This window comes from Micromonospora sp. Utrum1 (genome assembly GCF_057197805.1).
The window spans coordinates 6,411,348-6,437,750 of sequence record NZ_CM170071.1 but is presented as its reverse complement, the minus strand read 5'-3'; the positions used below and the strand labels follow the sequence as shown (position 1 = coordinate 6,437,750).

The following is a 26,403-nucleotide window of genomic DNA, read 5'->3' as shown; positions in this document are numbered from 1 at the left end:
CTGCGTCGCCCGGGCCGGGCCGTACCGTGGGGTGGTCGACTGCGCCGGTCTGCGGGCTTCCGGCGCCCGCGCCCCGTTTGGCACCCCCGGTCCGGTCCGAACCGCATCGAGCCATTGCCATGGAAGCGCTCCCATGTAAGAATCGCTGCACGCGGTTCGGAGAGCCACACCGCGAGCTCAGACGTCGAGGGCAGCCGGGTCACCGGAACGATGTCCGACTCCTCGACCGGCCCCGCGGGCCGGTCGTCCACCACCACCATCACGCCCGTCCGGGTCGGGCGCCCCCGAAGAACCCGTGCGCCGACGGCCGTCCCCCGACGGACGTCCGAGCGTCCTTCCGCCGGGCCGTACGCGGATCCGGTCTCGCTCAAGGAGATCAGTGGCATGAATCTGTGGAGAAGGCTGTCCGGCCGCAGCCGGGCGCTTGCGCTTACCGGCGCCGGCGTCCTGGTCGCCGGCGGGCTGGTGACCCTCCCGGTCACCGCGGCGCAGGCCGCGACCCAGTGCAGCGTGGACTACACCACCAGCGACTGGCCCGGTGGCTTCACCGCCACGGTGAACATCAGGAACCTCGGTGACCCGCTCAGTTCGTGGAGCCTCGGCTTCACCTTCCCGAACAGCAGCCAGAAGGTGCAGCAGGGCTGGTCGGCGAAGTGGTCGCAGAGCGGCCAGAACGTCACCGCGCAGAACGAGTCCTACAACGGGTCGCTGGGCACCGGCGCCAGCACCAGCATCGGGTTCAACGGCGCGTGGAGCGGCAGCAACCCGAAGCCGACCCAGTTCACCTTGAACGGCACGGTCTGCAACGGCGGCACGCCGCCCACCACGACGCCGCCGACGACCACCCCGCCGCCGACGACGCCGCCGCCCACGACGCCCCCGCCGACCACCCCGCCGCCCGGGCAGAAGGCCGACAACCCGTACGCCGGGGCGAAGGGGTACGTGAACCCCGAGTGGAAGGCCAAGGCGGACGCCGAGCCCGGCGGCAGCCGGGTCTCGAACAACCCGACCGCGGTCTGGCTGGACCGGATCGCCGCCATCAACGGCACCAGCAACAGCAGCTCGAACGGCTCGATGGGCGTCCGCGACCACCTGGAGGCGGCGCTGAAGCAGGGCGCCGGCTACATCCAGTTCGTCATCTACAACCTGCCCGGCCGCGACTGCGCCGCGCTGGCCTCCAACGGTGAGCTGGGTCCGGACGAACTGCCCCGCTACAAGGCCGAGTACATCGACCCGATCGCGGCGATCCAGAGCGACCCGAAGTACGCCGGCATCCGGATCATCAACATCATCGAGATCGACTCGCTGCCCAACCTGGTGACCAACACCTCGGGCAACGCGGGCGGCACGGCGATGTGCGACACGGTCAAGGCCAACGGCGCGTACGTCAACGGGGTCGGCTACGCGCTGGCCAAGCTGGGGGCGATCGGCAACGTCTACAACTACATCGACGCCGCGCACCACGGCTGGATCGGTTGGGACAGCAACTTCGGCCCGACCGCCGACATGCTGAAGAGCGCGGCCACCGCCTCCGGCAGCACCGTGCGCAACGTGCACGGCTTCATCGTCAACACGGCGAACTACTCCGCGCTGAAGGAGCCGTACATCAAGATCACCGACACGGTGAACGGCACGAGCGTGCGGCAGTCCAAGTGGATCGACTGGAACCAGTACGTCGACGAGCTGTCCTTCGCCCAGGGCTTCCGGCAGAAGCTGGTCTCGGTGGGCTTCGAGAGCAACATCGGCATGCTGATCGACACCTCCCGCAACGGCTGGGGCGGCACCGCCCGGCCCACCGGCCCGGGCGCGACCACCAGCGTGGACACCTATGTCGACGGTGGCCGCATCGATCGCCGGATCCACGCCGGCAACTGGTGCAACCAGGCCGGGGCCGGTCTCGGTGAGCGTCCGAAGGCGAGCCCCGAGCCGGGCATCGACGCGTACGTCTGGGTCAAGCCCCCGGGTGAGTCGGACGGCTCCAGCAGCCTCATCCCGAACGACGAGGGCAAGGGCTTCGACCGGATGTGCGACCCGACCTACACCGGCAACGCCCGCAACGGCAACAGCATGACCGGGGCCCTGCCGAACGCGCCGATCTCCGGCGCCTGGTTCTCCGCTCAGTTCCAGGAGCTCATGAAGAACGCCTACCCGCCGCTCTCCTGATTCGGCGGCCGGCCCACCCGCGGCGGCGGGAGTGAGGCACCGCCGCGCGGGTTCCCCGGGCCCCTGGTCGACCCCACGTCGACCAGGGGCCCCCGGGCGTCAGGGGACCGTCTTCTCGATCGCCGCCCGGCCCAGCTCGGCCAGGTCGCGGCGGGCCCGCTCCAGGTTCTCCGGGGTGAGGTCCTGGCCCCGGGCCATCACCAGGTCCTCCGGCTCCCACGGCTGCTCCGCGCCGGTCCGGATGTTGTCCCCGCCCGCCCCGGTGCCCGTGCCGGTCGCGCCGGTCCCGGCCGCGTAGGGGTCGCCGAGGAGGTCCGGTGAACCGGTGTCGGGCACCGCGCCGTCGGGCTCGGTGAAGACGGGATTGTTCGGGTCGGTGCCACCGGTGCGCAGCTGCGGCACCGTGCTGTCGTCGTCCACCGCGGCGGCCACCTCGGGGGTCTCCTCCAGCGGCCGCTCGCCACCGCGGTCGCGATCCGTCATGCTGCTGCCCTCCTGTCCGGTCCCTGATCCCCACGGCGTACCCCGTGCGGGCCGGGCCATGCCGCGGCCGGGTCAGCGCTCGTCGGCGGCCTGCGGCTCCGGCGGCTCGGTGGGGCGCAGCCGCTGCCAGAGCAGCATCAGCAGCCCGAAGGCGAGCATCGCCAGGCCGGCCCAGAGGTTGATCCGGACGCCCTGTGCCTTGTCGATCTCCGCGGGCGAGTCGAAGAGGCCCATCAGGCCCACGATCAGCCCGTACGTCACGAACAGCCCGCCGATCACCCGGCGGATGTCGAAGAGGCGGGCCGCCGCGGAGCGCGCCTCCCGCTCGTCCTCGGTCTCGTCGACCAGCGGGTCGTGGGCCTCGCCGTGCTGGTACCGGTCGGCGTCGTCTGCCATGGCGTGCGTCCCTTCCTCAGAAGACCGGGATGTAGAAGAGGGCGGCGAGGACCACGGCGATTACACCGAGCAGCACCGGGGAGCGGTACCAGGCGGCGTCACCGGCCAGCGAGTCGTCCTTGAGCGTGGTGTCGGACAGGCCGTAGACCAGGCCGGTCAGCTCGTCGTTGCGCTTCGGCCGGGTCAACGGCGTCACGATCGCGGCGACCACCGCCACGGTGACGAAGGCGAGGCCCGCACCCCAGAAGCTCTCCTCCAGGTCGGAGTTGAAGTGGATCACGCCGGCCCGGTAGAGCAGGTAGGTCCCGATCGCCACCACGGTGCCCGCCAGCAGCGACCAGAAGCCGGCCAGCGCGCTCATCCGCTTCCAGAACATGCCGATGATGAAGGTGCCGAAGAGCGGGGCGTTGAACACCGAGAAGAGCGCCTGGATGTAGTTCATGATGTTGCTGAACCCGGCCGCGATGAAGGCCGTGCCGATGCCGATCACCACCGCCACCACGGTGGCGATCCGGCCCACCCGGACGTAGTACTCGTCCGAGCGGTCCCGCTTGAAGTACGCCTGCCAGATGTCGTAGGTGAACACCGTGTTGAAGCCGCTGACGTTGGCCGCCATGCCGGCCATGAACGAGGCCACCAGACCGGTCACCGCGATGCCGAGCACCCCGTTGGGCAGCAGGTCGCGCATGAGCAGCGGGATGGCGTTGTTGTAGACCAGGTCGCCGCTGTCGGCCCCGAGACCCTTGACGGTGATCAGGGCGATCAGGCCCGGGATCACGGTCACCAGGGGGATGAGCAGCTTCGGGTACGCCGCGATGATCGGTGTACGCCGGGCCGCGCTCATGTTCCGCGCGGACAGGGCGCGCTGCACCTCGGCGAAGTTGGTGGTCCAGTAGCCGAACGAGAGCACGAAGCCGAGGCCGAAGACGATGCCCAGCCAGTGGGCGCCGAGCGGGTTGTCCGTGCTGCCGGTGCGCTGCCAGGCGTGCAGCCCGGCCTCACCGAGCTTGGAGCCCTTGACCGCGTCCATCAGGCCGGACACGCCGCCGACCTTGACCAGGCCCAGCACGGTGATCGGCACCAGGCCCGCGATGATCACGAAGAACTGGAGCACCTCGTTGTAGATCGCGCCGGAGAGGCCGCCGATGGTGATGTACACCAGCACGATGAACGCGCCGATCACGATCGCCACCCAGAGCGGCCAGCCGAGCAGCAACTGCATGATCAGGGCCAACGCGTAGAGGTTCACCCCGGCGATCAGCACCTGGGCGACCGCGAAGCTGATGGCGTTCAGCAGGTGGGTCGGGCGGTTGAAGCGCAGCCGCAGGTATTCGGGGACGCTGCGGACCTTCGAGCCGTAGTAGAAGGGCATCATCACGATGCCCAGGAAGACCATCGCCGGCACGGCGCCGACCCAGTAGTAGTGGACCGTCATGACGCCGTACTGCGCGCCGTTGGCCGCCATGCCGATGATCTCCAGGGCGCCCAGGTTCGCCGAGACGAACGCCAGGCCGGTGACCCAGGCGGGCAGCGAGCGCCCGGAGAGGAAGAAGTCGACACTGGTGCGGATGGCGCGCCGCGCGGCGAAACCGACGCCGAGCACCGTGACGAAGTAGAGCGCCAGGATCACGTAGTCCAGGGCGTTCATGTCCAACCGGAGACCGTCACCCATCCCGTTGCTCCCTCCCTGGCGGCTGCCGCCCGCAGGTACCCAGTTTGCGAAATTTCATGCCTGGAGGGCGATCCGGCGCACACGGCGGAGCCCCGGCCGTCCGTCGGCCGGGGCTCCGTACGGGGCGTGGGTCAGCGGCCCAGGACCCGGTCCAGGAAGTCCCGGTAACCGCGCACGGCGACCCGGAGCTGCTCGGTGTCGGCCGAGCCGGACTCCTGCCAGCCGCCGAGCTTGGCCTTCTGCTCACGCAGCGCGGCGGAGAGCGCCTCGATGGCCTCCTCGACCAGCGACTGCGCCTCGCCGACCGCGGCCCGCGGGTCGTCCACGAAACGGAGCTGGACGTCCCGCCAGCGGTCCCGGAAGTTTTGGGCGATCTCCGGGGCGAACAGCGTGGCCGCGTCGGTCGGCACCGCGCCGGGCGTGGGCCGGGCCGCGCCGGCCAGCGCCGCGCCCGCCGCGCCGCCCGCGGCCGCCCCGGCCGCGCCCGCGCCGGCCGCCGCGGTGCTGGTGTCCGGGTCGACCATCGCCGGCTCGGCGCTGCCGTACCCGGCACCGCCGGCGACCGGGGCCTCGTCGCGCACCGCACCGGGATGCGCGGCCTCCCAGCGGTCCGGGTCGTGCAGCCGGTCGGCCGCCGTCGGGTCGGCCCGCTCGTCGTCGAACGCGTCGGTCCGGCCCGGGGCGCCGTCCCCCGGCACGGCGGTGTCCTCGCCGCGCGCGTCCCGCTCGTCCTCCGGGCGCCCGCTGGCCATCGCCGAGGCGGCCACCGCGTCGCCCACCGTGGTCGCGCCGAAGGTCGTCGGCAGCGGCGCCGGGTCGTGGTACACCGGCCGGTCGTCGGCGTCGGCGGCCTCCGCGTCGCGCAGTTCGCGGGCGTCGTACCCGCGGGTCTCGTCGAGTTCCGCATCCCGCCGGTCGGCACGCTCGCCGGCGACCGCCGGGTCGTCGAAGGTGCCCCGGTCGTCCAGCGCGTCCTCCGGCACCTCGGCCGCGGCGGCCCGGTCGCCGGGGTGTGGGACCGGCACCGGCGCGGACCGGACGGCCTCGGGGTGGTCCTGCGTGACCTGCTGCTCTTCCTGACGCATGGCGGCGGCCTCCTCAGCGGCTCGTGGCGTCGTGCTCGTGGTCGTGGTCGGGGTGGCGCTGCTCCGGCGGCTGGTGCCCGACCGGGTCCTCGCCGAGCAGGTCGGCGAAGAGGGCCCGGTAGTGCACGAGCGCCTGCCGGAGCTCCTCGGTGCCGGCCTCGCCGCGCTCGTTGCGCAGCCGGATGTCGTGGGCGTCCCGGTAGTGGGTGAGGGTGCGGGCGTGCTCGACGGAGAGGTGGGCGATCTGTTCGGAGAAGTCCCCGGTGGGGTACCCGCGCTCGGCGATCAGCCGGGTGACCAGTTCGTCGGCGTCACCGACGGTTTCGGCGGGGGAGTCGACGAAACGGACCTGGAGTTCCTCCCAGGCGGCGGCGTACCGGGCCCGGGACTCCGGGCTGAGGGGAATCAGCTCCAGCTCGGCGTGGCGGCGTTCCCGCTCCCGCAGCTCCCGCTCGGCGGCGCCGCGGCTGTCCTGCTCGGCGACGGCCCGGTCGTACTCGGGGCCGAAGCGCTGCTTGAGGGCCCGGCGACGGCTGGCGACCACGGCGACCGCGGCCAGCGCCGCGAGCACCAGAACGACGATGACTATGACGACTACCTGCGTGGGCGACATGGCTCCTCCTTCGCCCGCTGGTATTCCCTCCGGCGCGTGATCGCCAATCCCCATCGGCCGCACTTTCCTGCGCGGATGCGCCCGTCGAACCTGCCCACGCCATGGCCGGGCACACATCCCACGGCGTGCTGAAAAGCGGAGTCGTTCCAGAAGACGTGGCGCACGGGGAGGTTGAGGCCGGCGGGACGGCGGGCGACGGGGTACCTGGTCGCCGGTCGGATCGAGACGGCCCGACCGCCGGATCGCCGGGGACCCCACTCCGGACGGCTGACCCGTCCGCCCCCTTTGGACGAACGTCCGGCCCGGCCCTTCCGGCGGGCGTTCCCGTCCAACGGTGTCCACAGCGAACATTCCGGACCGTAGTGAGAGGCGAGACGGCCGGTAGTGCATCGGGCTGGGATTACGTATCCTGCCCAAGGCGCCCGGGCCGGGGCCCGCGTCGCGGCCCTTCCGGCGGGTGCCGGCGCCACCCCTGCGACACCTTCCCCGGGCGAGGTCTGATGAACACCCGAGACTGGCCGATCCGCGCCAAGCTGACCGCGCTGGTCATCGGTCCGGTGACCGGGCTGCTGGCGCTGTGGATCTTCGCCACCACGCTGACCTTCGGGCCGGCCCTCGACCTGCTCGCCGCGCGCACCCTCCTCTACGACCTGGGCCGGCCCGGCGAGAGTGTGGTCACCGAGCTGCAACGGGAACGCCGGCTCTCGGTCGTCCAGCTCGCCGGCGACACCGCCCTGCCGGCCCTGGCCGAGCAGCGCACCCGCACCGACCAGGCGATCGTCGAGCTGCGCCGCCGGGTCGGCGGGGAGAAGCTGCGCGACGCCGCCGACGACCTGCTGGACGCCCGGCTCGACCAGTTGGTCGCCGCGCTCGACGCGCTGCCCGCCGGGCGGGGGTTCATCGACAGCCGGAAGGTGGACCGGGCCGGCGCCGTCGGCCTCTACAGCGGGATGATCGGCTCGGCGTTCCAGGCGTTCGCCGGCATGGCCACGCTGCCCGACGCCCAGCTCAACCGGGAGGCGCTGGCGCTCACCGCGCTGGGCCGGTCCCGGGAGCTGCTCGGCCAGGCCGACGCGCTGCTGGCCGGCGCGGTCACCGCCGGCCGGTACGCCGAGGGGGAGCACGAGCAGCTGGTCCGCACCATCGAGAACCAGCGCTTCCTGGCCGAGAACGCGGTGGCCGACCTGCCGCCCGCCGAACGGGCCGCTTACCAGCGGCTCACCGAGGGGGAGGGGTTCGTCCGGCTGCGCGCCCTCCAGGACACCCTGGTCCGCGCCCGCGACCTGCCGGCCGGGCTCGACGTACGGGCCTGGGAGACCAGCTACGCCACGGTCGCCCAGGGCCTGCGGGACTTCGAGCTGCGCGGCGCGGACACCCTCACCGAGCGGTCCGTGCCGATGGCGGTCCGCATCCTGGTCCGCCTGGCCGCGGCCGGGTTGCTCGGCCTGCTCGCCATCGTGGTCTGCGTGCTGGTGGCGCTGCGGGTCGGCCGGTCGCTGGACCGGCGGCTCACCGGGGTCCGGACCGCCGCGCTGGAGATGGCCGAGCACCGGCTGCCCGACGTGGTGGCCCGGCTGCGCCGCGGCGAGGAGGTCGACGTCGCCCGCGAGGCGCCCGAGCTGGACCACGGCGGCGACGAGATCGGCCAGGTGGGGCGCGCCTTCAACGAGGTACGCCGAACCGCCGTGCAGGCCGCGGTCGACGAGGTCACCCTGCGCCGCGGCCTCAACGAGGTCTTCCTCAACATCGCCCGGCGCAGCCAGGGCCTGGTGCACCGGCAGCTGGCGCTGCTGGACCGGCTGGAGCGGCGGACCGAGGACCCGGACGAGCTGGCCGGGCTGTTCCAGGTCGACCACCTCGCCACCCGGCTCCGGCGGCATGCCGAGGACCTCGTCATCCTGGCCGGCGCGGCGCCCGGCCGGGGCTGGCGCAACCCGGTCGCCGCGGTCGACGTGGTGCGCGGCGCGATCTCCGAGGTCGAGTCGTACGACCGGGTCGACGTGGGCGAGGTCCAGCCGGCGGGGGTGCTCGGCCGGGCCGTCGGCGACGTGATCCACCTGCTCGCCGAGCTGATCGAGAACGCCACCGTCTTTTCGCCGCCGGGCACCCGGGTGGACGTCACCGGCCGGACCGTGCCGGGCGGCTACACCATCGAGGTCACCGACCGGGGGCTCGGCATGTCGCCGCCCGCCCTGGCCGACGCCAACCGCAAGCTGTCCCGGGCCCCGGAGTTCGACCCGACCGACAGCGCCCGGCTGGGCCATTTCGTGGTCGCCCGGCTGGCCGCCCGCCACGGCGTCCGGGTCGAGCTGCGGCCGGCCGTCCCCGGCGGGATCACCGCCGTCGTGTTCGTCCCGTCCGATCTGATCACCGACGAGCCGGTGATCGGCGCCACCGGCCCGGCCGCCGGGCCGCCCGGGCGGGACGACCGGCGGATGGCCAGGGTGACCCGGCTGGGCACGGTCCCCCGGACCCGGGCCGCCCGGCCCGGCCGGGACCGGCCCGAGTCGGCGGTCGTGCCGCTGCCCGCCGGTCGCGCCTCCGGCGTGGAGTCGCCGGCGGACGGTGACGGCCTGCCCCGCCGGGTCCGGCGGCGCGGGCCGGTGGCCCGCCCCCGGCCGGTCGTCGCCGACAACCCGGCGCACCGCCCTCCCGAGGAGGTGCGCCGGGCCATGTCCGCGCTCCAGTCCGGCACCGCCCGCGGCCGGCGGGACGGCGCCCGCGCCGCCGCCGACGCCACGGCCGCGCGCCGCGGGGCCGCCCCCACGGCGGCGGGACCGGCGACCACCGGGCCGGCCACGGCCCCCACGGCGGCGACCACCGGACCCGCCGCCGAGCCCACCGCCGCCCCGGACCGGGCCGGCGCTCCGTCCACCGACGCGGCCAGTACCCGGGCCGCCGACCCCTCCCCGCCGGAGCCGGCTCCGGACCATCGAACCGCGACTGAGAGGGACGCCTAGTGGTGCACACGACGCGGCAGAACACCGATCTCGACTGGCTGCTCGACGACCTGGTGGAGCGGGTCCCCGCCGCCCGCCAGGCGGTGGTGCTCTCGGCGGACGGCCTCCTGCTCGGCGCGTCCGCCGACCTGGACCGCACCGACGCGGAACACCTCTGCGCGCTGGCCTCCGGCTTCTCCAGCCTCGCCAAGGGGGCCACCCGGCACATCGGTGGCGGCGCGGTCCGGCAGACCGTGGTGGAGATGGACTCGGCGTACCTGTTCGTCACGGCCGCCGGGCAGGGCGCCTGTCTCGCGGTGGTGAGCGACGCCGACGCCGACATCGGCCTGGTGGCGTACGAGATGGCGATGCTGGTCATCCGGGTGGGCGAGAACCTCAGCGCACCGGCCCGCACGGCGGCGACCGATGCGGGCTGAGTCGCCGGGCCCCCAGCACGAGTGGCTGGACGCCGCCGCCGGCCCGGTGGTCCGCCCGTACACCGTCACCGGCGGCCGGGTGCGCCCGCCGGTCGACGGCTTCGACCTGGTGGCGTTCGTGCTCACCAAGCCGGGGGCGGACCCGGCCGGGGTGCCCGGTCTCCAGCCGGAGCACCGGCGCCTCGCCGAACTGGCCCGACGGCCGGTGGCCGTGGCCGACCTCGCCGCCGACCTGGACCTCGCCGTCGGCGTGGTGCGGGTGCTGCTCGGCGACCTCCTCGCCCGTGGGCTCGTCACGGTGCGCCGGCCGGCCGCCGCCCACCTGCCCGACGACAACATCCTCAAGGCGGTGGTCAGTGGACTCCGTGCGCTTTGACCGGGAGCCGGCCGCGCCTCGGGTGCCGCTGGCTCTGAAGATCCTCATCGCCGGTGGCTTCGGCGCCGGCAAGACGACGCTGGTGAGCGCGTTGAGCGAGGTCCGGCCGTTGCAGACCGAGGAGGTGCTGACCGGCGCCGGCATCGGCACCGACGACGTCTCCGGGGTGGAGCAGAAGTCGACCACCACGGTGGCCATGGACTTCGGCCGGATCACCATCAACGACGACCTCCAGGTCTATCTCTTCGGCACCCCCGGCCAGGACCGGTTCTGGTTCCTCTGGGACGAGCTGGCGTTCGGGGCGCTCGGCGCGGTGGTGCTCGCCGACACCCGCCGGCTGGCCGACTGCTTCCCCTCGATCGACTACTTCGAGCAGCGGGGCATCCCGTTCGTCGTGGGGGTGAACTGCTTCGACGGGTCCCGCCGGTTCAGCCTGGAGGCGGTCCGGGACGCCCTGGACCTGGACCCGGAGGTGCCGCTGGTGCTCTGCGACGCCCGGGACCGGCAGTCCGGGAAGTTGGTGCTGATCTCGCTGGTCGAGCACGTCGCGCGGCAGCGCGGCGAGCCGGTGCCGGTGGGCTGACCCCGCTCCGCCCGCCGGCACGGCGCGGGCGGCCCGGAAACCGGTGCCGGGAATGACGCCTAACCGGCCGGCTCCCCGGGAAGCCTCTGGTTGGATCGACGGTGGAGACGGCGGAAGGTGGGAACGGTGACCGGGCAGGACTCGATCGTCCACATCGGGGGCTACACGGCGGAGACGGGCGGGCGGGCCGAGGGCATCGTCGCCGCCCGGCGCGACCCGGCGACCGGCGCGCTGACGCCGCTCGGCACGGTGGCGGTCACCCCGTCGCCGTCGTTCCTCGCCCGGCACCCGGCGCTGCCGGTGCTCTACGCGGTCAACGAACTGTCCGAGGGGCAGGTCAGCGCCTTCCGGGTCAGCCCGGGTGGCCACCTCGACCCGATCGGCGTACGCCCGACCGGCGGGGCGGAGCCCTGCCACCTGGCGGTCGCCCCGGACGGGCGGCACCTGTTCGTGGCGAACTACGGCGGCGGGAGTGTGGCGGTGTTCCGGCTCGACGCCGACGGGACGCCGGGGGAGCGCAGCGATCTGGTCCGGCACGAGGGGCACGGCGCCGACCCGGAGCGGCAGGAGGAGGCGCACTGCCACATGGTCTCGCCCGACCCGGACGGCGGGCCGCTGCTCGCCGTCGACCTGGGCACCGACTCGGTCTACCGGTACGACCTCGACGCCGCCTCCGGCCGGCTGGTGCCCCGCGCCCCCCGGCTGCGTACGCCGGCCGGCGCCGGGCCCCGGCACCTGGCCCGGCACCCGGACGGGCGGCGCTGCTGGCTGGTCGGCGAGCTGGACGGGACGGTCACCGCCTACGACCTGACCCCGGACGGGCTGCACCAGCGGGTCCGGGTGGACGCCAGTGGCCGGGTCGGGCACGTGCAGCCCTCCGAGGTCGCCGTCGGGCCGGACGGCCGCTTCCTCTACGTGGGCAACCGGGGGGTGGGCACGGTGGCGGTCTTCGGGCTGGCCGGGGAGGCGCCGGAGCTGGTGGCCGAGGTGGACACCGGGGGCGGGTGGCCGCGGCACTTCGCCCTGACCGGCGAGTACCTCTACGTGGCCGACGAGCGGGCCGACATGATCAGAATCTTCCGGGTGGACCCGGGCAGCGGAGTGCCCGAGCCGGTGGGGGAGCCGGTGCCGGTGGCGAGTCCCACCTGCGTCTGTCCGTGACCGAGCGGTGACTGGAACATCGTCCGAAGTAGACTTTGATCACCTGGGATGACTGATCACTCACTCAAAGTGACGATTTGGCGATCAACTGTTTCTCCTCCGTAACTTTCGTCCGAACGGTTGTGGCAGTAACCCCACGAGATACGCAAGATGGTCACCGTGTCTGGCCGCCATCGCATGCGTTCTAACCTCCGTGGGGCAGGTGCCGTCGCCGCGGCGACCGCCCTCGTCGTCGTCGTAGCCGGTTCCTGGTTCGGTTATCAGCAGCTGGCCGGCCCGAACTGCTCGGGGCGGATCGAACTGTCCGTCGCGGCGACCCCGGAGATCGCCCCCGCCGTACGCGCGGCGGCCGACCAGTGGGTCGCCGACGGCGCGGCGGTCGGTGAGACCTGCATCGCCGTGAACGTCGCCGCCGCCGAGCCGGTCGACGTGGCCGCCGCGGTGGCGAGCAAGCACGGCGCCACCCTGGCCGGGGTCGGGCAGGCCAGCGGCACCGCGGTCACGCCGGACGTCTGGGTGCCGGACTCCTCCACCTGGCTGCTGCGGCTCAAGAGCGGCGGCGCCACCGCGTTCGCGCCGGCCAACGGCGCCTCGATCGCCCGCAGCCCCGTGGTGGTCGCGCTGCCCGAGCCGGTGGCCTCCCGGGTCGGCTGGCCGGAGAAGAAGCTCCACTGGACCGACCTGCTGAACGAGGTCACCAAGAGCACGCCGCTGCGCGCCGGGATCGTCGAGCCGACCCAGGACGCGGCCGGCCTGTCCGGGCTGCTCTCGCTGACCGCCGCCGCGAGCGCCACCGGCGCCGCCGGCTCCCCGCAGGCCCAGGAGGCGATGGTGGGCGCGCTGCGCGCGCTGGCCACCAACCGCTCCTCACTGCGACAGGACCTCCTCGCCCGCTTCCCGCGCTCGTCCGACCCGACGGCCATCGCCAACGGGTTGGGCGCGGCGGCGCTGTCGGAGGAGGACGTGATCGCGTACAACAACACCAAGCCGCCGATCCCGCTGGCCGCGCTCTACCTCGAGCCGGCGCCGATTCCGCTGGACTACCCGTTCGCGGTCCTGCCCGGCATCGAGCCCACCAAGGCGTCGGCCGCGCGGGTGCTCTTCGACGTGCTGCGGACGCCGAGCTTCAAGAACCGGCTGGCGACGCAGGCGCTGCGGGCCCCGGACGGCAACTGGGGCGACGGGTTCAAGGCGCCCCAGGGCGCGCCGAGCCCGGCGAACGGCGGCGCGAGCGCCGTCCCGCCGTCCGGCCAGGGCGGCGCGGCCGACCTGGACCCGATCGCCATCCAGAAGGCGACCACCACCTGGTCGGTGGCCACCCAGTCCGGCCGCATGCTCTGCGTCATCGACGTCTCCGGTTCGATGAAGAAGCAAGTGGCAACGGCCAACGGGGCCAGCCGGGAGCAGGTCACCGTCGCCGCCGCGAGCCAGGGCCTGGGACTCTTCGACGACTCCTGGTCGATCGGCCTGTGGACCTTCTCCACCAACCTGAGCGGTTCCCAGGACTACCGCGAGCTGATCGAGATCAAGCCGCTGTCGAGCAACCGCGGCCCGATCCAGCAGCGCCTGGCCTCGATCCGGCCCTCCGACGGCGACACCGGGCTCTACGACACCATGCTCGCCGCGTACAAGAAGGTCCAGCAGGACTGGGAGCCGGGCAAGGTCAACTCGATCGTGCTGTTCACCGACGGCAAGAACGACGACGCCAACGGCATCACCCAGAAGGCGCTGCTCGACCAGCTCAAGAAGCTGCGGGACGAGGAGCAGCCGGTCCAGGTGATCATCATCGGTATCGGCACCGAGGTCAGCCGCGCCGAGCTCAAGTCGATCACGGACGTGACCGGTGGCGGCTCCTTCGTCACCACCGACCCGAGCAAGATCGGTGAGATCTTCCTGCAGGCGATCGCGCTGCGGCCGCCGGCGCCGCGCTGACCCGACACTCAGCGAACGCGTTCCGCCGTACCGGCAGACCCGGTACGGCGGAACGCTTCCCGGCGAGAGCGGCCGGGTGAAAACTGACGGCAATGCGTCCGAAGCAATCGGTGACCATAACTGTCGAGGCAAGATGACCGGGTGCTCGGAGCCGCGGGTTCCCCACCGGGACCGCGCGGCGCGGGATCGTCCTGAGCGAAGTGGGGAGGGCCGGTGACGTCGGCGACGCTGTTGACCCCCGCCAGCACCTCGTCGCGACCGGGTGGCGACCGCCCCGGTCCGGCGACGCGCGCCGCGGAACGGTCCTACATCCGCGTCCTGGTGGTGCTCGACACCGCCGTGCTGGCCGTGGCCATCCTGGTCGGGTACGTGGCCCGCTTCGGCGAGGAGCTGCCGAGCGGCTCGAAGATCCCGTACGTGGCGGTGGCGCCCGCCCTGCTGCTGGTCTGGTTGGTCTCGCTCAAGGCGATGCGCTGCTACGACGACCAGGTGCTCGGCTACGGCGCCGACGAATACCGCCGGGTCAGCGCGGCGAGCCTGCGACTGGCCGGCGGCATCGCCATCGCCGGCTACATCGCCGACGTCGGGGTCTCCCGGGGCTTCCTGGCCATCTCCTTCGCGGTCGGCACGATCGGCCTGGAGATGGCCCGGTTCGCCGCGCGCAAGCGGCTGCACCGCGCCCGCGACCGGGGCGCCGGCTGGTCCCGCAAGGTGCTGGTGGTCGGTGACACCGCGCACGTGCTGGAGCTCGTGCACACCCTGCGCCGCGAACCGTACGCCGGCTACCAGGTGGTCGGGGCCTGCATCCCGGACGCGCTGCTCGCCCCGGTGCCGCAGCGGCTGGGTGACGTGCCGGTGGTCGGCTCGTTCCGGGGCATCCCCGAGGCGGCCACCGCGATCGGCGCGGACACCGTGGCGGTCACGGCCTCCGGCGAGCTCACCGCGACGAGGCTGCGCCGGCTGGGCTGGCAGCTCGAGGGCACCGGGGTCGACCTGGTGGTGGCCCCGGCGCTGACCGACGTCGCCGGCCCCCGCATCCACACCCGGCCGGTCGCCGGCCTGCCGCTGATCCACGTCGAGGCGCCCGAGTTCCGGGGCGCCCGCAAGCTGGTCAAGGGGCTGGTCGACCGCTCGATCTCGCTGGTCGCCCTGCTCCTGCTGGCGCCCCTGCTGGCCGTGATCGCGCTCGCCATCAAGCTGGACAGCCGCGGCCCGGTGCTGTTCCGCCAGACCCGGGTCGGCCAGGGCGGCGAGGAGTTCGGCGTCTTCAAGTTCCGCACCATGGTGGTCAACGCCGACGCCCTGCTGGCCGAGCTGGCCGCGCGCAACGAGACCGACGGCCTGATGTTCAAGATGCGCGACGACCCCCGGGTGACCCGGGTCGGCAAGCTGCTGCGCAAGTGGTCCCTGGACGAGCTGCCCCAGCTGGCGAACGTGCTGCTCGGCCAGATGAGCCTGGTCGGCCCCCGCCCGCCGCTGCCCTCCGAGGTGGCCCGGTACGACGGCGACGTGGCCCGCCGGCTGCTGGTCAAGCCCGGCATGACCGGCCTCTGGCAGGTCAGCGGCCGGTCCGACCTGAGCTGGGAGGACGGCATCCGGCTCGACCTCTACTACGTGGAGAACTGGTCGCTCGCCGCCGACCTGACCATCCTCTGGAAGACCTTCGGCGCGGTGCTCAACAGCCGCGGCGCGTACTGACCCGGCGGGTGGCCGGGGCGGGTCAGGGCTGCGGGCCGAGCCAGTCCAGGCAGACCACCACCGCGTCGTCGACCAGGTCACCGGCCACGAAGGCGCGCAGGTCGCCGATCAGCGACCGGACCGCGTCGAGCGGCTCCATCGGCCCGGTCCGCCGCAGGAAGCGGTCCAGCGCGGTCTCGCCGTAGCGGATCCGCTCGGAGGTGGCGTCGATCACCCCGTCGCTGACCACGAAGAGCCGGTCCCCGCGCTGCAGCTGGAACTGCTGCTCCCGGTAGTCGGTGCCCTCGAACATGCCGAGCGGGAACTGCTTGTCCAGCTCCTGCTCGCTCACCTCGCCGTCGCGGAGCAGCACCAGGCGGGGCGAGCCGGCGTCGACCACCGTCATCGACCCGCTGGCCAGGTCGAGCTCCAGCAGGAGCGCGGAGAGGTGCTGTTCGCCCCGGTGGAGCGCGTAGATCGCCTGGTCGGCCAGGGCGGCCTGGTCGGCGAGTCCCAGCTGGGCGCGGCGGGCGTTGCGCAGCGCGTGGATGGACAGCGAGGTGAGCATCGAGGCGGCCACCCCCTCGCCCGTGCCGTTGACCACCGAGAGCCAGAGCCGCCGGCCGTCGTCGGACCAGTCGAAGCCGTCGCCACGCACCGCGTACGCCGGCTCCAGTTGGCCGGCCAGGCTGAACGAGGGGCGGATCCGGCTGCGGCCCGGCAGCAGCTCCCACTGCATCTCGGCGGCCAGGGTGAGCCGCCGGCTGCGCCGGGCGGTCAGGTAGATGTCGGTGGTGGCCGCCACGGCGGCCAGTTCGTGGCCGAGCGCGGTGGCGGCGGCGTCCAGCTCGGCCAGGGCGGCCGGGTCGGGCGGCAGCGGCGAGAGCCGGAGCACCCCGCGCCGCTCGCCGCGCATCCCGACCGGGAACCAGCCGGTGCCCTCCGACACGATCGGCTCCTGGTGGTCGAAGCAGCGCCAGGCCGGGTGGCCGGGGGTGACGATCGGCTCACCCCCGGCCAGCGGCAGCAGCGCGGCCAAGCGGTAGTCGACCTGGTACAGCTCGGTGCGGGTGATCCCGTACGACCGTTCGAGCTCGGCGGCGAGCCGGTCGACGAGCTGATCCGTCGGCGCCTCCGTGAGGCTCCGCCGCGCCCGATCCTCCGGTCCGCTCATCTTTGCTCCTTTGCACAGGTCGTCGGCCTGTCGGGCCGGGTAGTCTCGGGCGCACCATGGCCGAAGACCGCGGTCCCCAGGGACCTGATGCGAGTATGGCCGCCGACCTCGACGAGGCGGCGGGCACCCTGCTGGCTGTCTGGGAGGCGGCCCGGGAGCGCACCACGAGCCGGCTCTCCAGCGCCCAGCTACGCGCCGTCATGGTCGTCGAGCAGTATGACGGGATCAACCTCCGCCGGCTCGCCACGCTGACCGACATGCTGCTCTCCTCCGCGAGCCGGCTCTGCGACCGCCTGGTGGCCGCCGGGATGCTGGAACGCGAGCCGGGTCGGTACGACCGGCGGGAGATCGCCCTGCACCTGACCCCGACGGCCACCCGGCTCCTCGCCGAGCTGCGCGCCGACCGGCGTCACCGGCTGGACCGGATCCTGGCCGCCATGAGCGCCGAGGGGCGCGCGGCGCTGCTGCGCGGGATGCGCGAGTTCGACGAGGCCGGTCGGCGCGGGGAGGCCGCCGCCGCGGAGGGCTGGCCGGTGCTCCAGCCCTCGGGGGAGCGGATCGGCGACCCGTCCGCCGAGCCGGAGCCACCCGCCGAGCCGCCGGTGGCCCGCACCGCCTGACCCGGCCGGGCCGGTCACTCCGCCGCCACGGCCAGCATGGCGATGTCGTCGTGCACCTGGCCGTCGAGCCAGTCGTCGACCAACCGGAGCAACCGGTCGATCAGCGTGGCCGGCGGCAGGCCGGCGCCGGAGGCGAGCGCCTGCCGCAGCCGGGCCTCGCCGAACATCTCCACCCGGGTCGGGCCGCCCCGGGCCCGGGTCACCCCGTCGGTGTACGCCACCAGCAGGTCGCCCGGGGCGAGGCGTACCTCCGCCTCGACGAAGCGGGCCGCGGCCAGCGCGCCGACCGGCATGCCGCCCACCCGGACGGGCTCGGTCCGGCCGTCGGTCCGGACCACCAGCGGGGCCGAGTGCCCGCCGCCGGCCACCCGGACCAGCAGCCCGCCGTCCGGCTCGCGGCTCAGGGCGCCCAGCAGGAGGGTGGTGAACTGGGCCCGGCGGGCCGCGTCGGTGACGTCCAGCAGCGCGGTTCAGCAGCGCCATCAGCTCCCGCGGGCGCTGCTCGACGAGCCGCAAGGTCTGCAACGACTGGCGTACCCGCCCGGTCAGCACGGCCGTCCAGCAACTCGCGGGCGAGCCGGGCGTCGGCCGGCAGCGCGTCCCGGCCGCCCGTCGGGCGGCCGTCACCGCCGGTGAACGGGCGCTTCGGTCTGTCGACCCGTGCGCATGCTGTCGGTGCACTCCTCGATCGCGGAGTGGTTGCCTGGCGGCAAGCGTACCGAGCGGGGTTGTCGAACGCCCGTAGAGGAAGGCCGGGGTCAGCCGGAACGGGCCAGCCAGCCGACCGGCCGGTCGACGATCCGGCGGACCACCGAGGCGGCCCCACCGACCGCCGCGGACTGCGCCCCGAGCGCGGCCGGGCGCACCGCCACCGGCGACCAGGCGGCGGTGAGCACCCGCCGGGAGATCTCCGCGACCACCGGCGGGCGCAGCCAGGGGGCGAGCGGGGCGTATCCACCGCCGAGCACCACGGTGTCCAGGTCGAGCAGGTTCACCACGCCCGCGACGGCGACCCCGAGGGCGGTCCCGGCGTCCGCCAGCGCGGCCAGCGTGGCCGGGTCGCCCGCCGCGGCCAGGTCGGCCAGCCGGGTGGCCGCGGTGTCCGCCGGCAGGTCCGCGCCGGCCAGGCCGGCGGCGGCCAGGATCGCCTCCTGGCCCGCGTACCGCTCCAGGCAGCCCTGGCCGCCGCAGCGGCACGGCCGCCCCTGCGGCTGCACCGGGATGTGACCGATCTCGCCGCTCCAGCCGCGCGTGCCCCGGTAGAGCACCCCGTCCAGCACGATCCCGGCGCCGATGCCGATCTCGCCGGTGATGTGCAGGAAGCTCGCCGAGCCGGGTGGGCCGGCGTGCAGTTCCCCGAGGGCGGCCAGGTTGGCCTCGTTGTCGACCACCAGCGGAGGGACCCCGTCGACGCGCTCGGCGAGCGGGTGTCCGGCGAGCAGGGCGGGCACGTCGACCTCGCGCCAGCCGAGGTTGGGCGCGAGCCGGACCAGGCCGCCGTCGCCGACCAGCCCCGGCACGGCGAGCGCCGCGCCGGCCAGGGTCAGGCCGTCGCGTACGGCGGCGGCGCGGGCCTCGGCGGCCAGCGCGGCGAGGCGGTCCAGGGCGTCGGCGGGGGAGACCGGGCGCAGATCGGCGCGACGCACCAGGTGGTGCCGGACCGCCCCGGTCAGGTCGACCACGCAGGCGGCCAGGTAGTCGACGTTCACCTCCAGCCCGAGCCCGGCCGGGCCGTCGGCGGCCAGCACCAGGCCGCGGGCGGGCCGCCCCGCCCCGGTACGTGGCGCGGGCTCCGCCTCGGCCACCAACCGGCCGGCGATCAGGTCGTCGACCACCGCGGAGACGGTGGCCCGGGTCAGCCCGGTCCCGGCGGCGATCTCGGCCCGGGACGGCGGTCGGTCGGCGGCGGCGATCCGCCGGAGCACGACCGCGAGGTTGAGCTCGCGGAGGCTGCCCTGCCGAACCGCCCCGTCGGTGCTGGCGCTGGTCACCGCTTGACACTGCCACATCGCCGCCATTTAATTCAACCACTGAACAAATTGCGGACGACATCCCCGGAGGTCCCCATGGCACCCCGCCCCACCCCCGCCGACAAGTTCTCCTTCGGTCTCTGGACCGTGGGCTGGCCGGCCCGCGACCCGTTCGGCGACGCCACCCGGCCCGAGCTGGACGCGGTCGAGGCCGTCCATAAGCTGGCCGAGCTGGGCGCGTACGGAATCACCTTCCACGACGACGACCTGGTCCCCTTCGGCGCGGACGCCGCCACCCGCGACGGCCACCTGACCCGGTTCCGCAAGGCCCTCGACGAGACCGGCCTGGTCGTGCCGATGGTCACCACCAACCTCTTCACCCACCCGGTGTTCAAGGACGGCGGCTTCACCAGCAACGACCGCGACATCCGCCGGTACGCGCTGCGCAAGGTGCTGCGCAACGTCGACCTCGCCGCCGAGCTGGGCGCCCGCACCTTCGTGATGTGGGGCGGCCGGGAGGGCGCCGAGTACGACCTGGCCAAGGACGTCCGCGCCGCGCTGGACCGCTACCGGGAGGCCGTCGACCTGCTCTGCCAGTACGTCGTCGACCAGGGCTACGACCTGCGCTTCGCCCTCGAGCCGAAGCCGAACGAGCCGCGCGGCGACATCCTGCTGCCGACCGTCGGGCACGCGATGGCCTTCATCTCCACCCTGGCCCACCCCGAGCTGGTCGGCCTGAACCCCGAGGTCGGCCACGAGCAGATGGCCGGGCTGAACTTCGCGCACGGCATCGCCCAGGCGCTCTGGCAGGGCAAGCTGTTCCACATCGACCTCAACGGCCAGCGCGGCATCAAGTACGACCAGGACCTGGTCTTCGGCCACGGCGACCTGCTCAACGCGTTCGCCCTGGTCGACCTGCTGGAGAACGGCGGGCCGAACGGCGGTCCCGCCTACGACGGGCCGCGGCACTTCGACTACAAGCCCTCCCGGACCGAGGACATGACCGGCGTGTGGGCGTCGGCCGAGGCGAACATGCGCACCTACCTGCTGCTCAAGGAGCGAGCCGCGGCGTTCCGGGCCGACCCGGAGGTGGCCGAGGCGCTGGCCGCCAGCAAGGTGACCGAGCTGGCCACCCCGACGCTCAACCCGGGCGAGGGCTACGCCGACCTGCTCGCCGACCGCTCCGCGTTCGAGGAGTTCGACCCGGACGCGGCCGGGGCGAAGGGCTTCGGCTTCGTCCGGCTCAACCAGCTCGCCGTCGAGCACCTGCTCGGCGCGCGCTGAGGCGGGTCGCCATGCCGCTCGTCGCCGGAATCGACTCGTCGACCCAGTCCTGCAAGGTGGTGGTCCGGGACGCGGAGACCGGCGCGCTGGTCCGGCAGGGCCGCGCGCCGCACCCCGAGGGCACCGAGGTCGACCCCCAGGCCTGGTGGGACGCCCTGCGGACGGCCGTCGCCGAGGCCGGCGGGCTGACCGACGTGGCCGCCGTCGCGGTCGGTGGCCAGCAGCACGGCATGGTCTGCCTGGACGAGGCGGGGCAGGTGGTCCGCCCGGCGCTGCTCTGGAACGACACCCGCTCCGCCGACGCCGCCCGCGAGCTGGTCGAGGAGGCGGGCGGCGGGGAGGCCGGCCGCCGGTTCTGGGCCGACGCGACCGGCTCCGTGCCGGTGGCCAGCTTCACCGTGACGAAGCTGCGCTGGCTGGCCCGGCACGAGCCGGCCAACGCCGACCGGGTGGCCGCCGTCTGCCTGCCGCACGACTGGCTCACCTGGCGGCTGGCCGGCGCCCCCGGCCTGGCCGCGCTGCGCACCGACCGGGGCGACGCCAGCGGCACCGGCTACTGGTCGCCGCGCACCGGCGAATACCGGCTCGACCTGCTGGAACGCGCCTTCGGACGGCGGCTGCGGGTGCCCGTGGTGCTCGGCCCGGCCGAGGTGGCCGGGCACCTCGACCCGGGGGCGCTCGGCGGCGGAGCGGGCGGCGCCGCCGGCCCGGTCCTGCTCGGACCGGGCACCGGGGACAACGCCGCCGCCGCGCTCGGCGCCGGGGCCGGCCCGGGCGACGTGGTCGTCTCGATCGGCACCTCGGGCACCGTCTTCGCGGTCGCCGACACGCCGGCCGCCGACCCGAGCGGGGCGGTCGCGGGCTTCGCGGACGCCACCGGCCGGTTCCTGCCGCTGGTCTGCACCCTCAACGCGGCCCGGGTGCTCGACGCCGCCGCGAGGCTGCTCGGCGTCGACCTGGCCACGCTGAGCGAGCTGGCCCTGGCCGCCCCGCCGGGTGCCGACGGGCTGGTCATGGTGCCCTACCTGGAGGGGGAGCGCACCCCGGACCGGCCCACCGCCACCGGCGCGCTGCACGGCCTCACCCTGGGCACCTCGACCCCGGCCCACCTGGCCCGGGCCGCCGTCGAGGGCATGCTCTGCGCGCTGGCCGACGGCCTCGACGCGCTGACCGCGCAGGGCGCCCGCGCCGACCGGATCATCCTGGTCGGCGGCGGCGCCCGGTCCGCCGCGGTGCGGCGGATCGCCCCGCGGGTCTTCGGCCGCCCGGTGGTCGTGCCCCCGCCCGGGGAGTACGTCGCCGACGGGGCCGCCCGCCAGGCCGCCTGGGTCGCCCTGGGCGGGGCGGCGCCGCCCACCTGGTCGATCGGCGACACCGAGGAGTACGGGGTCGACGACGGCGCCGGACGCGCCGGGCCGGAGTCGTCGGACGGTTCCGCCGTCCGCGAGCGCTACGCGCTGGCCCGGGACCGCGTCGTCGACCGGGTGCGCGGATAAACCGGATGCCGGGCGGCCGACCGGTGGGGATCATCGTGGCGTGCCGCCACCTTCCCCTCCCGGAGACGCCGCCCAGCCCAGCCCGCTGCCCGTCTTCCAGTACGACGACGTCGACAGCCCGGGCGACGTCATCGACACGCTGCTGCTGACCGACTTCGTCACCGGCCGCCATCCCTGGGCGCGGACCGTCCGCCTGGCCAAGGTCCGGGCCGGGGCCCAGCTGGTGCCCGAGCGGGCGGCGCTGACCCGGACCGCCATCGAGCGCAACCGGGTGGCCCGGCTCGCCGGCGGCGACGGCTGGACGGTACGGGTGGTGAGCTGGCGTGGCCGAGGCGCGGAGGTGACGGTCACCGCCGTCGACGAGGCGACCGGCGCGGCCGTCCTGGACGAGATCGTCAAGGGCGGGGCGGAGCCGGTGCAGCCGGACACCGGCCCGATCGGGTTCTGGCACCAGAACCCCCGCCGCGGGGCCCAACGGGACACCCGGCGGATCACGACGCCGACCTGGGCCGACATCCGGGCCAACTATCCAGCCGCGGCGGCGACCCCGCTGGACGCCCTGATGGCGGCGACCCCCGAGACGGTCGCCGGCCGGCTGCTGCTCATGCACGGGCCGCCGGGCACCGGGAAGACCACGGCGCTGCGTGCGCTCGCCCTTCAGTGGCGTGACTGGTGCCAGGTGGACTGCGTCCTCGACCCCGAGGCGCTCTTCGGCGATCCCGCCTACCTGGCCGAGGTGGCGGTGGGGGAGGACGAGGAGGGCGACGACGGCGAGGACGGCCGCCGGTGGCGGCTGCTCATCCTCGAGGACTGCGACGAGCTGATCCGGGGGGAGGCCCGGCAGGCGACCGGGCAGGCACTGTCCCGCCTGCTCAACCTGACCGACGGGCTGCTCGGCCAGGGGCGCAACGTGCTGGTCGCGATCACCACCAACGAGGAGCTGTCCCGCCTGCATCCGGCGGTGACCCGGCCCGGGCGCTGCCTGGCCCGGATCGAGGTGGGCCCGCTGTCGCACGCCGAGGCGGCCGACTGGCTCGGCACCTCCGCCGGCGTCCCGCCGCAGGGCGCCACCCTCGCCGAGCTGTACGCGCTGCGCGCCGGGACGGCGCCGGCCGGCGCGGTGCCGGTCGAGATCGGCGGCTACCTCTGACCGGGTGGGGGCCCGTGTTCCGGCTGTGATCCGCACCTGATTGGCTGCCCGGCATGAGCAGTGGCACGAGGGTCTCCCGGCGGGGGAACGCGGCCCACCGGTTCTACAGCGTCGTGGTGTTCGTGGTCCTCGCCTCGCTGGACAACGTGGCCATCGGCTTGATCCCGCCGCTGTACGGGCCGATCTCCGGCGCGCTGGGCGTGTCGCAGCGGCTGCTCGGCCTGGTCACCGCGGTCAGCTTCCTGGTCAGCGCGCTCGCCGCGGTGGCCTGGGCGTACGTCGGCGACCGCACCGACCGCAAGCCGCTGCTCATGGTCGGCACGCTGATCTGGGCGGCGGGCACCGGGGGCAGCGCCCTCGCCCAGCACTACCCCACGTTCCTGATCGCCCAGCTCGTCGCCGCCGTCGGGCTGGGCGCGGTCGGCTCGGTCGGCTTCTCCGTGGTCACCGACCTGATCTCGCCCCGCCGCCGAGGGCTGGTGATGAGCTTCTGGGGCCTGTCCCAGGGCGTCGGCACGCTGGCCGGCACGCTGACCGGGGGCCTGCTCGGCGCCACCGACTGGCGGCGGCCGTTCCTGGTGCTCACCGGGGTCGGCCTGGCCGCCACCGTGGCGTACCTGTTCACCTACGACATCCGGCGTGGACAGAGCGAACCGGAGCTGGCCGCGGCGCTCGACGCCGGCGGCGAGTACGACTACCGGATCAGCCGCGCGGACCTGCCCCGGATCCTGGCCCGGCGGACCAACCACTGGCTGGTCCTCCAGGGGCTGACCGCCCAGGCGGCCTTCGGCTCGCTGGTCTGGCTGCCGGTGCTGTTCAGCCAGCGGGCCGAGGCACAGGGCTATTCGGCGGCCACCGCCGTGGTGGTGGGCAGCGTCTTCGCCACCCTGTTCCAGCTCGGCGGGGTGCTCTCCATCGTGGGCGGCCTGGCCGGCGACGCGCTGCAACGGCGTACGCCGAGCGGGCGGGCCCTGGTCGCGGCGGTGGGCATCCTCGCGGCCGTGCCGTTCTACCTGGTCCTGTTCTTCGTGCCGATCCGGATCGACGTGCCGGACGGCGGCAGCTCCGGCGCGGTGATCAGGGCCGTGCTGGCCAGCGTGTTCACCGAGCCGACGGTCGGGCTGAGCCTGCTCGCGGCCGTGCTCGCCCTCGCGCTCACCTCGGCCAACTCACCCAACTGGTTCGCGCTGATCGCCGACGTCAACCCGCCCGAGCACCGGGGCACGGTCTACAGCCTCGGCAACCTGGTCAACGGGGTCGGCCGGGCGGCCGGCAACGGGCTGGTCGGGGTGGCCTTCCAGGCGCTCCGCGGGGCCTTCCCGCCGCCGCTGAACTACGCCGTCGGGCTGGCCGCGTTCCAGCTCTTCTTCATCCCGACCGGCGTCATGTACTGGCTGGCCGCCCGCACCTCACCCCGGGACATCGCCCAGGTCCACGACCTCCTGCACGCCCGCGCCGACCGCCTGTGAGAAAGGGCCCCCTCTCAACGCCAGGCGTTGAGAGGGGGCCCTTCCCGCAGTGTCAGGCGCGGTACCAGACGGTCGTGTCGGTGGAGACGGCGTCGCCCTCCAGCGGGCCGCTCGACGCCAGCACCTCGGCGCCGGCCGGCAGCGGCACCGGCTCCGCGCCGAAGTTGGTCAGCACGGTGAGCCCGCCGTTGGTGAAGGCGAGCACCTCGTCACCGGAGGAGAGCCAGCGCAGCGGCCCCCGGGCCAGGCCGTGCTCGCGGCGCAGCCGCAGCGCCGTCCGGTACAGCTCGTAGGTCGAGCCGTCGACCCCGCGCTGCCGGTCGAGCGCGTACTCGGCCCAGAGCGGCGGCTGGGGGAGCCAGCTCGCGTCGGTCGGGCCGAAGCCGTACGACGGGGCGTCGGCCTCCCACGGGATCGGCACCCGGCAGCCGTCCCGGCCGCGCTGGGTGTGCAGGCTGCGCTCCCAGGTCGGGTCCTGCCGGGCCTCGTCGGGCAGCGTGGTGTGCTCCGGCAGCCCCAGTTCCTCGCCCTGGTAGAGGTAGGCCGAGCCGGGCAGGGCGAGCATCAGCAGGCTGGCCGCCCGGGCCCGGCGCAGGCCGAGCGCGGCGTCGGGCTGCGGGTCGCCGATGCCGATGCCGTTGGGGCGGCCGCCGCCGACGGCGAGCCCGAGCCGGGAGGCGTGCCGGACCACGTCGTGGTTCGACAGCACCCACGTGGTCGGGGCGCCCACCCCGTCGGTGGCCTCCAGCGAGCGGGTGATCACCGCGTACTGGGCGGGGGCGGTCCAGGCGGCGAGCAGGTACTCGAAGTTGAACGCCTGGTGCATCTCGTCCGGCCGGACGTAGCGGGCCAGCCGCTCGGCCGGCTCCACCCACGCCTCGGCGACCAGGATCCGCTCCCCGTCGTAGGAGTCGAGCAGCCGCCGCCACTCCCGGTAGATGTCGTGCACACCGTCCTGGTCCCACATCGGCGGGCGCGGCTTGTCCACCTCCTGACCGGAGAGGATCTCCTGCGGCTCCTGCCAGTCGGCCAGGTCGGCCTGCTTGATCAGCCCGTGCGCCACGTCGACCCGGAACCCGTCGACGCCCCGGTCCAGCCAGAACCGCAGGATGTCCAGGAACTCGGCGCGCACCTCCGGGTTGCCCCAGTTGAGGTCGGGCTGGCCGGAGTCGAACAGGTGCAGGTACCACTGGCCGTCCGGCAGCCGGGTCCAGGCCGGCCCACCGAAGACGCTCTCCCAGTCGTTCGGCGGCGCGGCCCCCTGCGGGCCCTTGCCGTCCCGGAAGATGTACCGCTGCCGCTCCGGGCTGCCCGGCGCGGCCGTGACGGCGGCCTGGAACCAGCGGTGCTGGGACGAGGTGTGGTTCGGCACCAGGTCGACGATCACCCGCAGGCCGCGCGCCTTCGCCTCGGCGATCATCTTGTCGGCGTCCGCCAGGGTGCCGAAGAGCGGGTCGACGTCGCGGTAGTCCGCCACGTCGTAGCCGGCGTCGGCCTGCGGGGACGGGTAGAACGGCGACAGCCAGATCGCGTCGACCCCCAGCTCGCTCAGGTGACCGAGGCGGGCCGTGATGCCCGGGAGGTCGCCGATGCCGTCGCCGTTGGAGTCGGCGAACGAGCGCGGGTAGATCTGGTAGATGACGGCCTCGGTCCACCAGCCGGTGGCCGGGTCCTGCTGCGTCGCGTCGGTGTTCAGCGCCTTCTCCCTGTCGTGCGTGCGGGA

Annotated in this window: 22 protein-coding genes; 13 read left to right on the top strand and 9 right to left on the bottom strand. The window is 74.2% G+C overall.

What is annotated here, in order from left to right; all coding sequences use genetic code 11:
* Window positions 1-384 precede the first annotated feature (384 nt).
* Entirely contained in the window at window positions 385-2,163 is a 1,779-nt protein-coding gene (locus tag AC0OLQ_RS30260; RefSeq protein WP_484529040.1) for a glycoside hydrolase family 6 protein, read from the top strand.
* Between the two features lie 99 nt (window positions 2,164-2,262).
* On the opposite strand, the gene AC0OLQ_RS30255 is transcribed toward AC0OLQ_RS30260, so the two are convergent.
* The 5 genes from AC0OLQ_RS30255 to AC0OLQ_RS30235 all read right to left on the bottom strand — a co-directional run bounded on the left by AC0OLQ_RS30255 (window position 2,263) and on the right by AC0OLQ_RS30235 (window position 6,412).
* The gene (locus tag AC0OLQ_RS30255; RefSeq protein ID WP_357341620.1) at window positions 2,263-2,646 is read right to left on the bottom strand and encodes a hypothetical protein; all 384 of its coding nucleotides are present in this window, start codon (window positions 2,644-2,646) and stop codon (window positions 2,263-2,265) included.
* Between the two features lie 72 nt (window positions 2,647-2,718).
* Window positions 2,719-3,042 (bottom strand): hypothetical protein, encoded by a 324-nt coding sequence (locus AC0OLQ_RS30250; RefSeq protein WP_484529039.1) that lies wholly within the window; start codon window positions 3,040-3,042, stop codon window positions 2,719-2,721.
* Window positions 3,043-3,058: 16 nt separating this feature from the next.
* A complete protein-coding gene (locus AC0OLQ_RS30245; RefSeq protein WP_484529038.1) occupies window positions 3,059-4,714 on the bottom strand; it encodes a sodium:solute symporter family protein in 1,656 nt (551 codons plus the stop codon).
* 131 nt (window positions 4,715-4,845) lie between these two features.
* Window positions 4,846-5,799, bottom strand: coding sequence for a hypothetical protein (locus AC0OLQ_RS30240; RefSeq protein ID WP_484529037.1), 954 nt, complete (start codon window positions 5,797-5,799; stop codon window positions 4,846-4,848).
* Between the two features lie 13 nt (window positions 5,800-5,812).
* A complete protein-coding gene (locus AC0OLQ_RS30235; RefSeq protein WP_357341617.1) occupies window positions 5,813-6,412 on the bottom strand; it encodes a hypothetical protein in 600 nt (199 codons plus the stop codon).
* Between the two features lie 500 nt (window positions 6,413-6,912).
* On the opposite strand from AC0OLQ_RS30235, the gene AC0OLQ_RS30230 reads away from it, so the two are divergent.
* The 7 genes from AC0OLQ_RS30230 (at window position 6,913) to AC0OLQ_RS30200 (ending at window position 15,538) form a co-directional block, all read left to right on the top strand.
* Window positions 6,913-9,372: a sensor histidine kinase gene (locus tag AC0OLQ_RS30230; RefSeq protein WP_484529036.1), complete on the top strand. Its 2,460-nt coding sequence runs from the start codon at window positions 6,913-6,915 to the stop codon at window positions 9,370-9,372.
* Window positions 9,372-9,788: a roadblock/LC7 domain-containing protein gene (locus AC0OLQ_RS30225; protein ID WP_357341615.1), complete on the top strand. Its 417-nt coding sequence runs from the start codon at window positions 9,372-9,374 to the stop codon at window positions 9,786-9,788. The genes AC0OLQ_RS30230 and AC0OLQ_RS30225 overlap by 1 nt, the downstream gene beginning before the upstream one ends.
* Window positions 9,778-10,164, top strand: a complete 387-nt coding sequence (locus AC0OLQ_RS30220; protein WP_357341614.1) for a DUF742 domain-containing protein — start codon at window positions 9,778-9,780, stop codon at window positions 10,162-10,164. The genes AC0OLQ_RS30225 and AC0OLQ_RS30220 overlap by 11 nt, the downstream gene beginning before the upstream one ends.
* A complete protein-coding gene (locus tag AC0OLQ_RS30215; RefSeq protein ID WP_357341613.1) occupies window positions 10,145-10,747 on the top strand; it encodes a GTP-binding protein in 603 nt (200 codons plus the stop codon). Before AC0OLQ_RS30220 ends, AC0OLQ_RS30215 begins: the two co-directional genes overlap by 20 nt.
* 126 nt (window positions 10,748-10,873) lie before the next feature.
* Window positions 10,874-11,908 carry a lactonase family protein gene (locus AC0OLQ_RS30210; RefSeq protein WP_484529035.1) on the top strand — a complete coding sequence of 345 codons (1,035 nt, stop codon included), beginning with the start codon at window positions 10,874-10,876 and terminating at the stop codon, window positions 11,906-11,908.
* A gap of 177 nt (window positions 11,909-12,085) precedes the next feature.
* Complete coding sequence (locus tag AC0OLQ_RS30205) at window positions 12,086-13,840, top strand: substrate-binding domain-containing protein (protein WP_484529034.1); 1,755 nt, start codon at window positions 12,086-12,088, stop codon at window positions 13,838-13,840.
* A gap of 213 nt (window positions 13,841-14,053) precedes the next feature.
* Window positions 14,054-15,538 (top strand): sugar transferase, encoded by a 1,485-nt coding sequence (locus AC0OLQ_RS30200; protein WP_357341610.1) that lies wholly within the window; start codon window positions 14,054-14,056, stop codon window positions 15,536-15,538.
* A 22-nt stretch (window positions 15,539-15,560) separates the two neighbouring features.
* Here the strand turns inward: AC0OLQ_RS30200 and AC0OLQ_RS30195 are convergent, their stop codons facing one another.
* Window positions 15,561-16,691 (bottom strand): PP2C family protein-serine/threonine phosphatase, encoded by a 1,131-nt coding sequence (locus tag AC0OLQ_RS30195; protein WP_484529033.1) that lies wholly within the window; start codon window positions 16,689-16,691, stop codon window positions 15,561-15,563.
* Window positions 16,692-16,786: 95 nt separating this feature from the next.
* Between AC0OLQ_RS30195 and AC0OLQ_RS30190 the strand changes: the two genes are divergently transcribed.
* Window positions 16,787-17,311 carry a MarR family winged helix-turn-helix transcriptional regulator gene (locus AC0OLQ_RS30190; protein ID WP_357341608.1) on the top strand — a complete coding sequence of 175 codons (525 nt, stop codon included), beginning with the start codon at window positions 16,787-16,789 and terminating at the stop codon, window positions 17,309-17,311.
* A 14-nt stretch (window positions 17,312-17,325) separates the two neighbouring features.
* On the opposite strand, the gene AC0OLQ_RS30185 is transcribed toward AC0OLQ_RS30190, so the two are convergent.
* Window positions 17,326-17,688 carry a PP2C family protein-serine/threonine phosphatase gene (locus AC0OLQ_RS30185; RefSeq protein ID WP_484532469.1) on the bottom strand — a complete coding sequence of 121 codons (363 nt, stop codon included), beginning with the start codon at window positions 17,686-17,688 and terminating at the stop codon, window positions 17,326-17,328.
* A 381-nt stretch (window positions 17,689-18,069) separates the two neighbouring features.
* Window positions 18,070-19,329: an ROK family transcriptional regulator gene (locus tag AC0OLQ_RS30180; protein WP_484529032.1), complete on the bottom strand. Its 1,260-nt coding sequence runs from the start codon at window positions 19,327-19,329 to the stop codon at window positions 18,070-18,072.
* Between the two features lie 48 nt (window positions 19,330-19,377).
* Here AC0OLQ_RS30180 and xylA point away from each other — a divergent pair, with 48 nt between their 5' ends.
* From xylA to AC0OLQ_RS30160, 4 genes are read left to right on the top strand one after another with little or no spacing between them, the layout of a single operon-like run.
* A complete protein-coding gene (xylA, locus tag AC0OLQ_RS30175; RefSeq protein ID WP_484529031.1) occupies window positions 19,378-20,565 on the top strand; it encodes a xylose isomerase in 1,188 nt (395 codons plus the stop codon).
* Between the two features lie 11 nt (window positions 20,566-20,576).
* Window positions 20,577-22,061, top strand: coding sequence for a xylulokinase (gene xylB, locus AC0OLQ_RS30170; protein WP_484529030.1), 1,485 nt, complete (start codon window positions 20,577-20,579; stop codon window positions 22,059-22,061).
* Window positions 22,062-22,101: 40 nt separating this feature from the next.
* Complete coding sequence (locus AC0OLQ_RS30165; RefSeq protein WP_484529029.1) at window positions 22,102-23,211, top strand: DUF5925 domain-containing protein; 1,110 nt, start codon at window positions 22,102-22,104, stop codon at window positions 23,209-23,211.
* 53 nt (window positions 23,212-23,264) lie between these two features.
* Window positions 23,265-24,680 (top strand): MFS transporter, encoded by a 1,416-nt coding sequence (locus tag AC0OLQ_RS30160; protein ID WP_357341602.1) that lies wholly within the window; start codon window positions 23,265-23,267, stop codon window positions 24,678-24,680.
* A 52-nt stretch (window positions 24,681-24,732) separates the two neighbouring features.
* Here the strand turns inward: AC0OLQ_RS30160 and AC0OLQ_RS30155 are convergent, their stop codons facing one another.
* Window positions 24,733-26,376 (bottom strand): glycoside hydrolase family 13 protein, encoded by a 1,644-nt coding sequence (locus tag AC0OLQ_RS30155; RefSeq protein ID WP_484532468.1) that lies wholly within the window; start codon window positions 26,374-26,376, stop codon window positions 24,733-24,735.
* Window positions 26,377-26,403 lie beyond the last annotated feature (27 nt).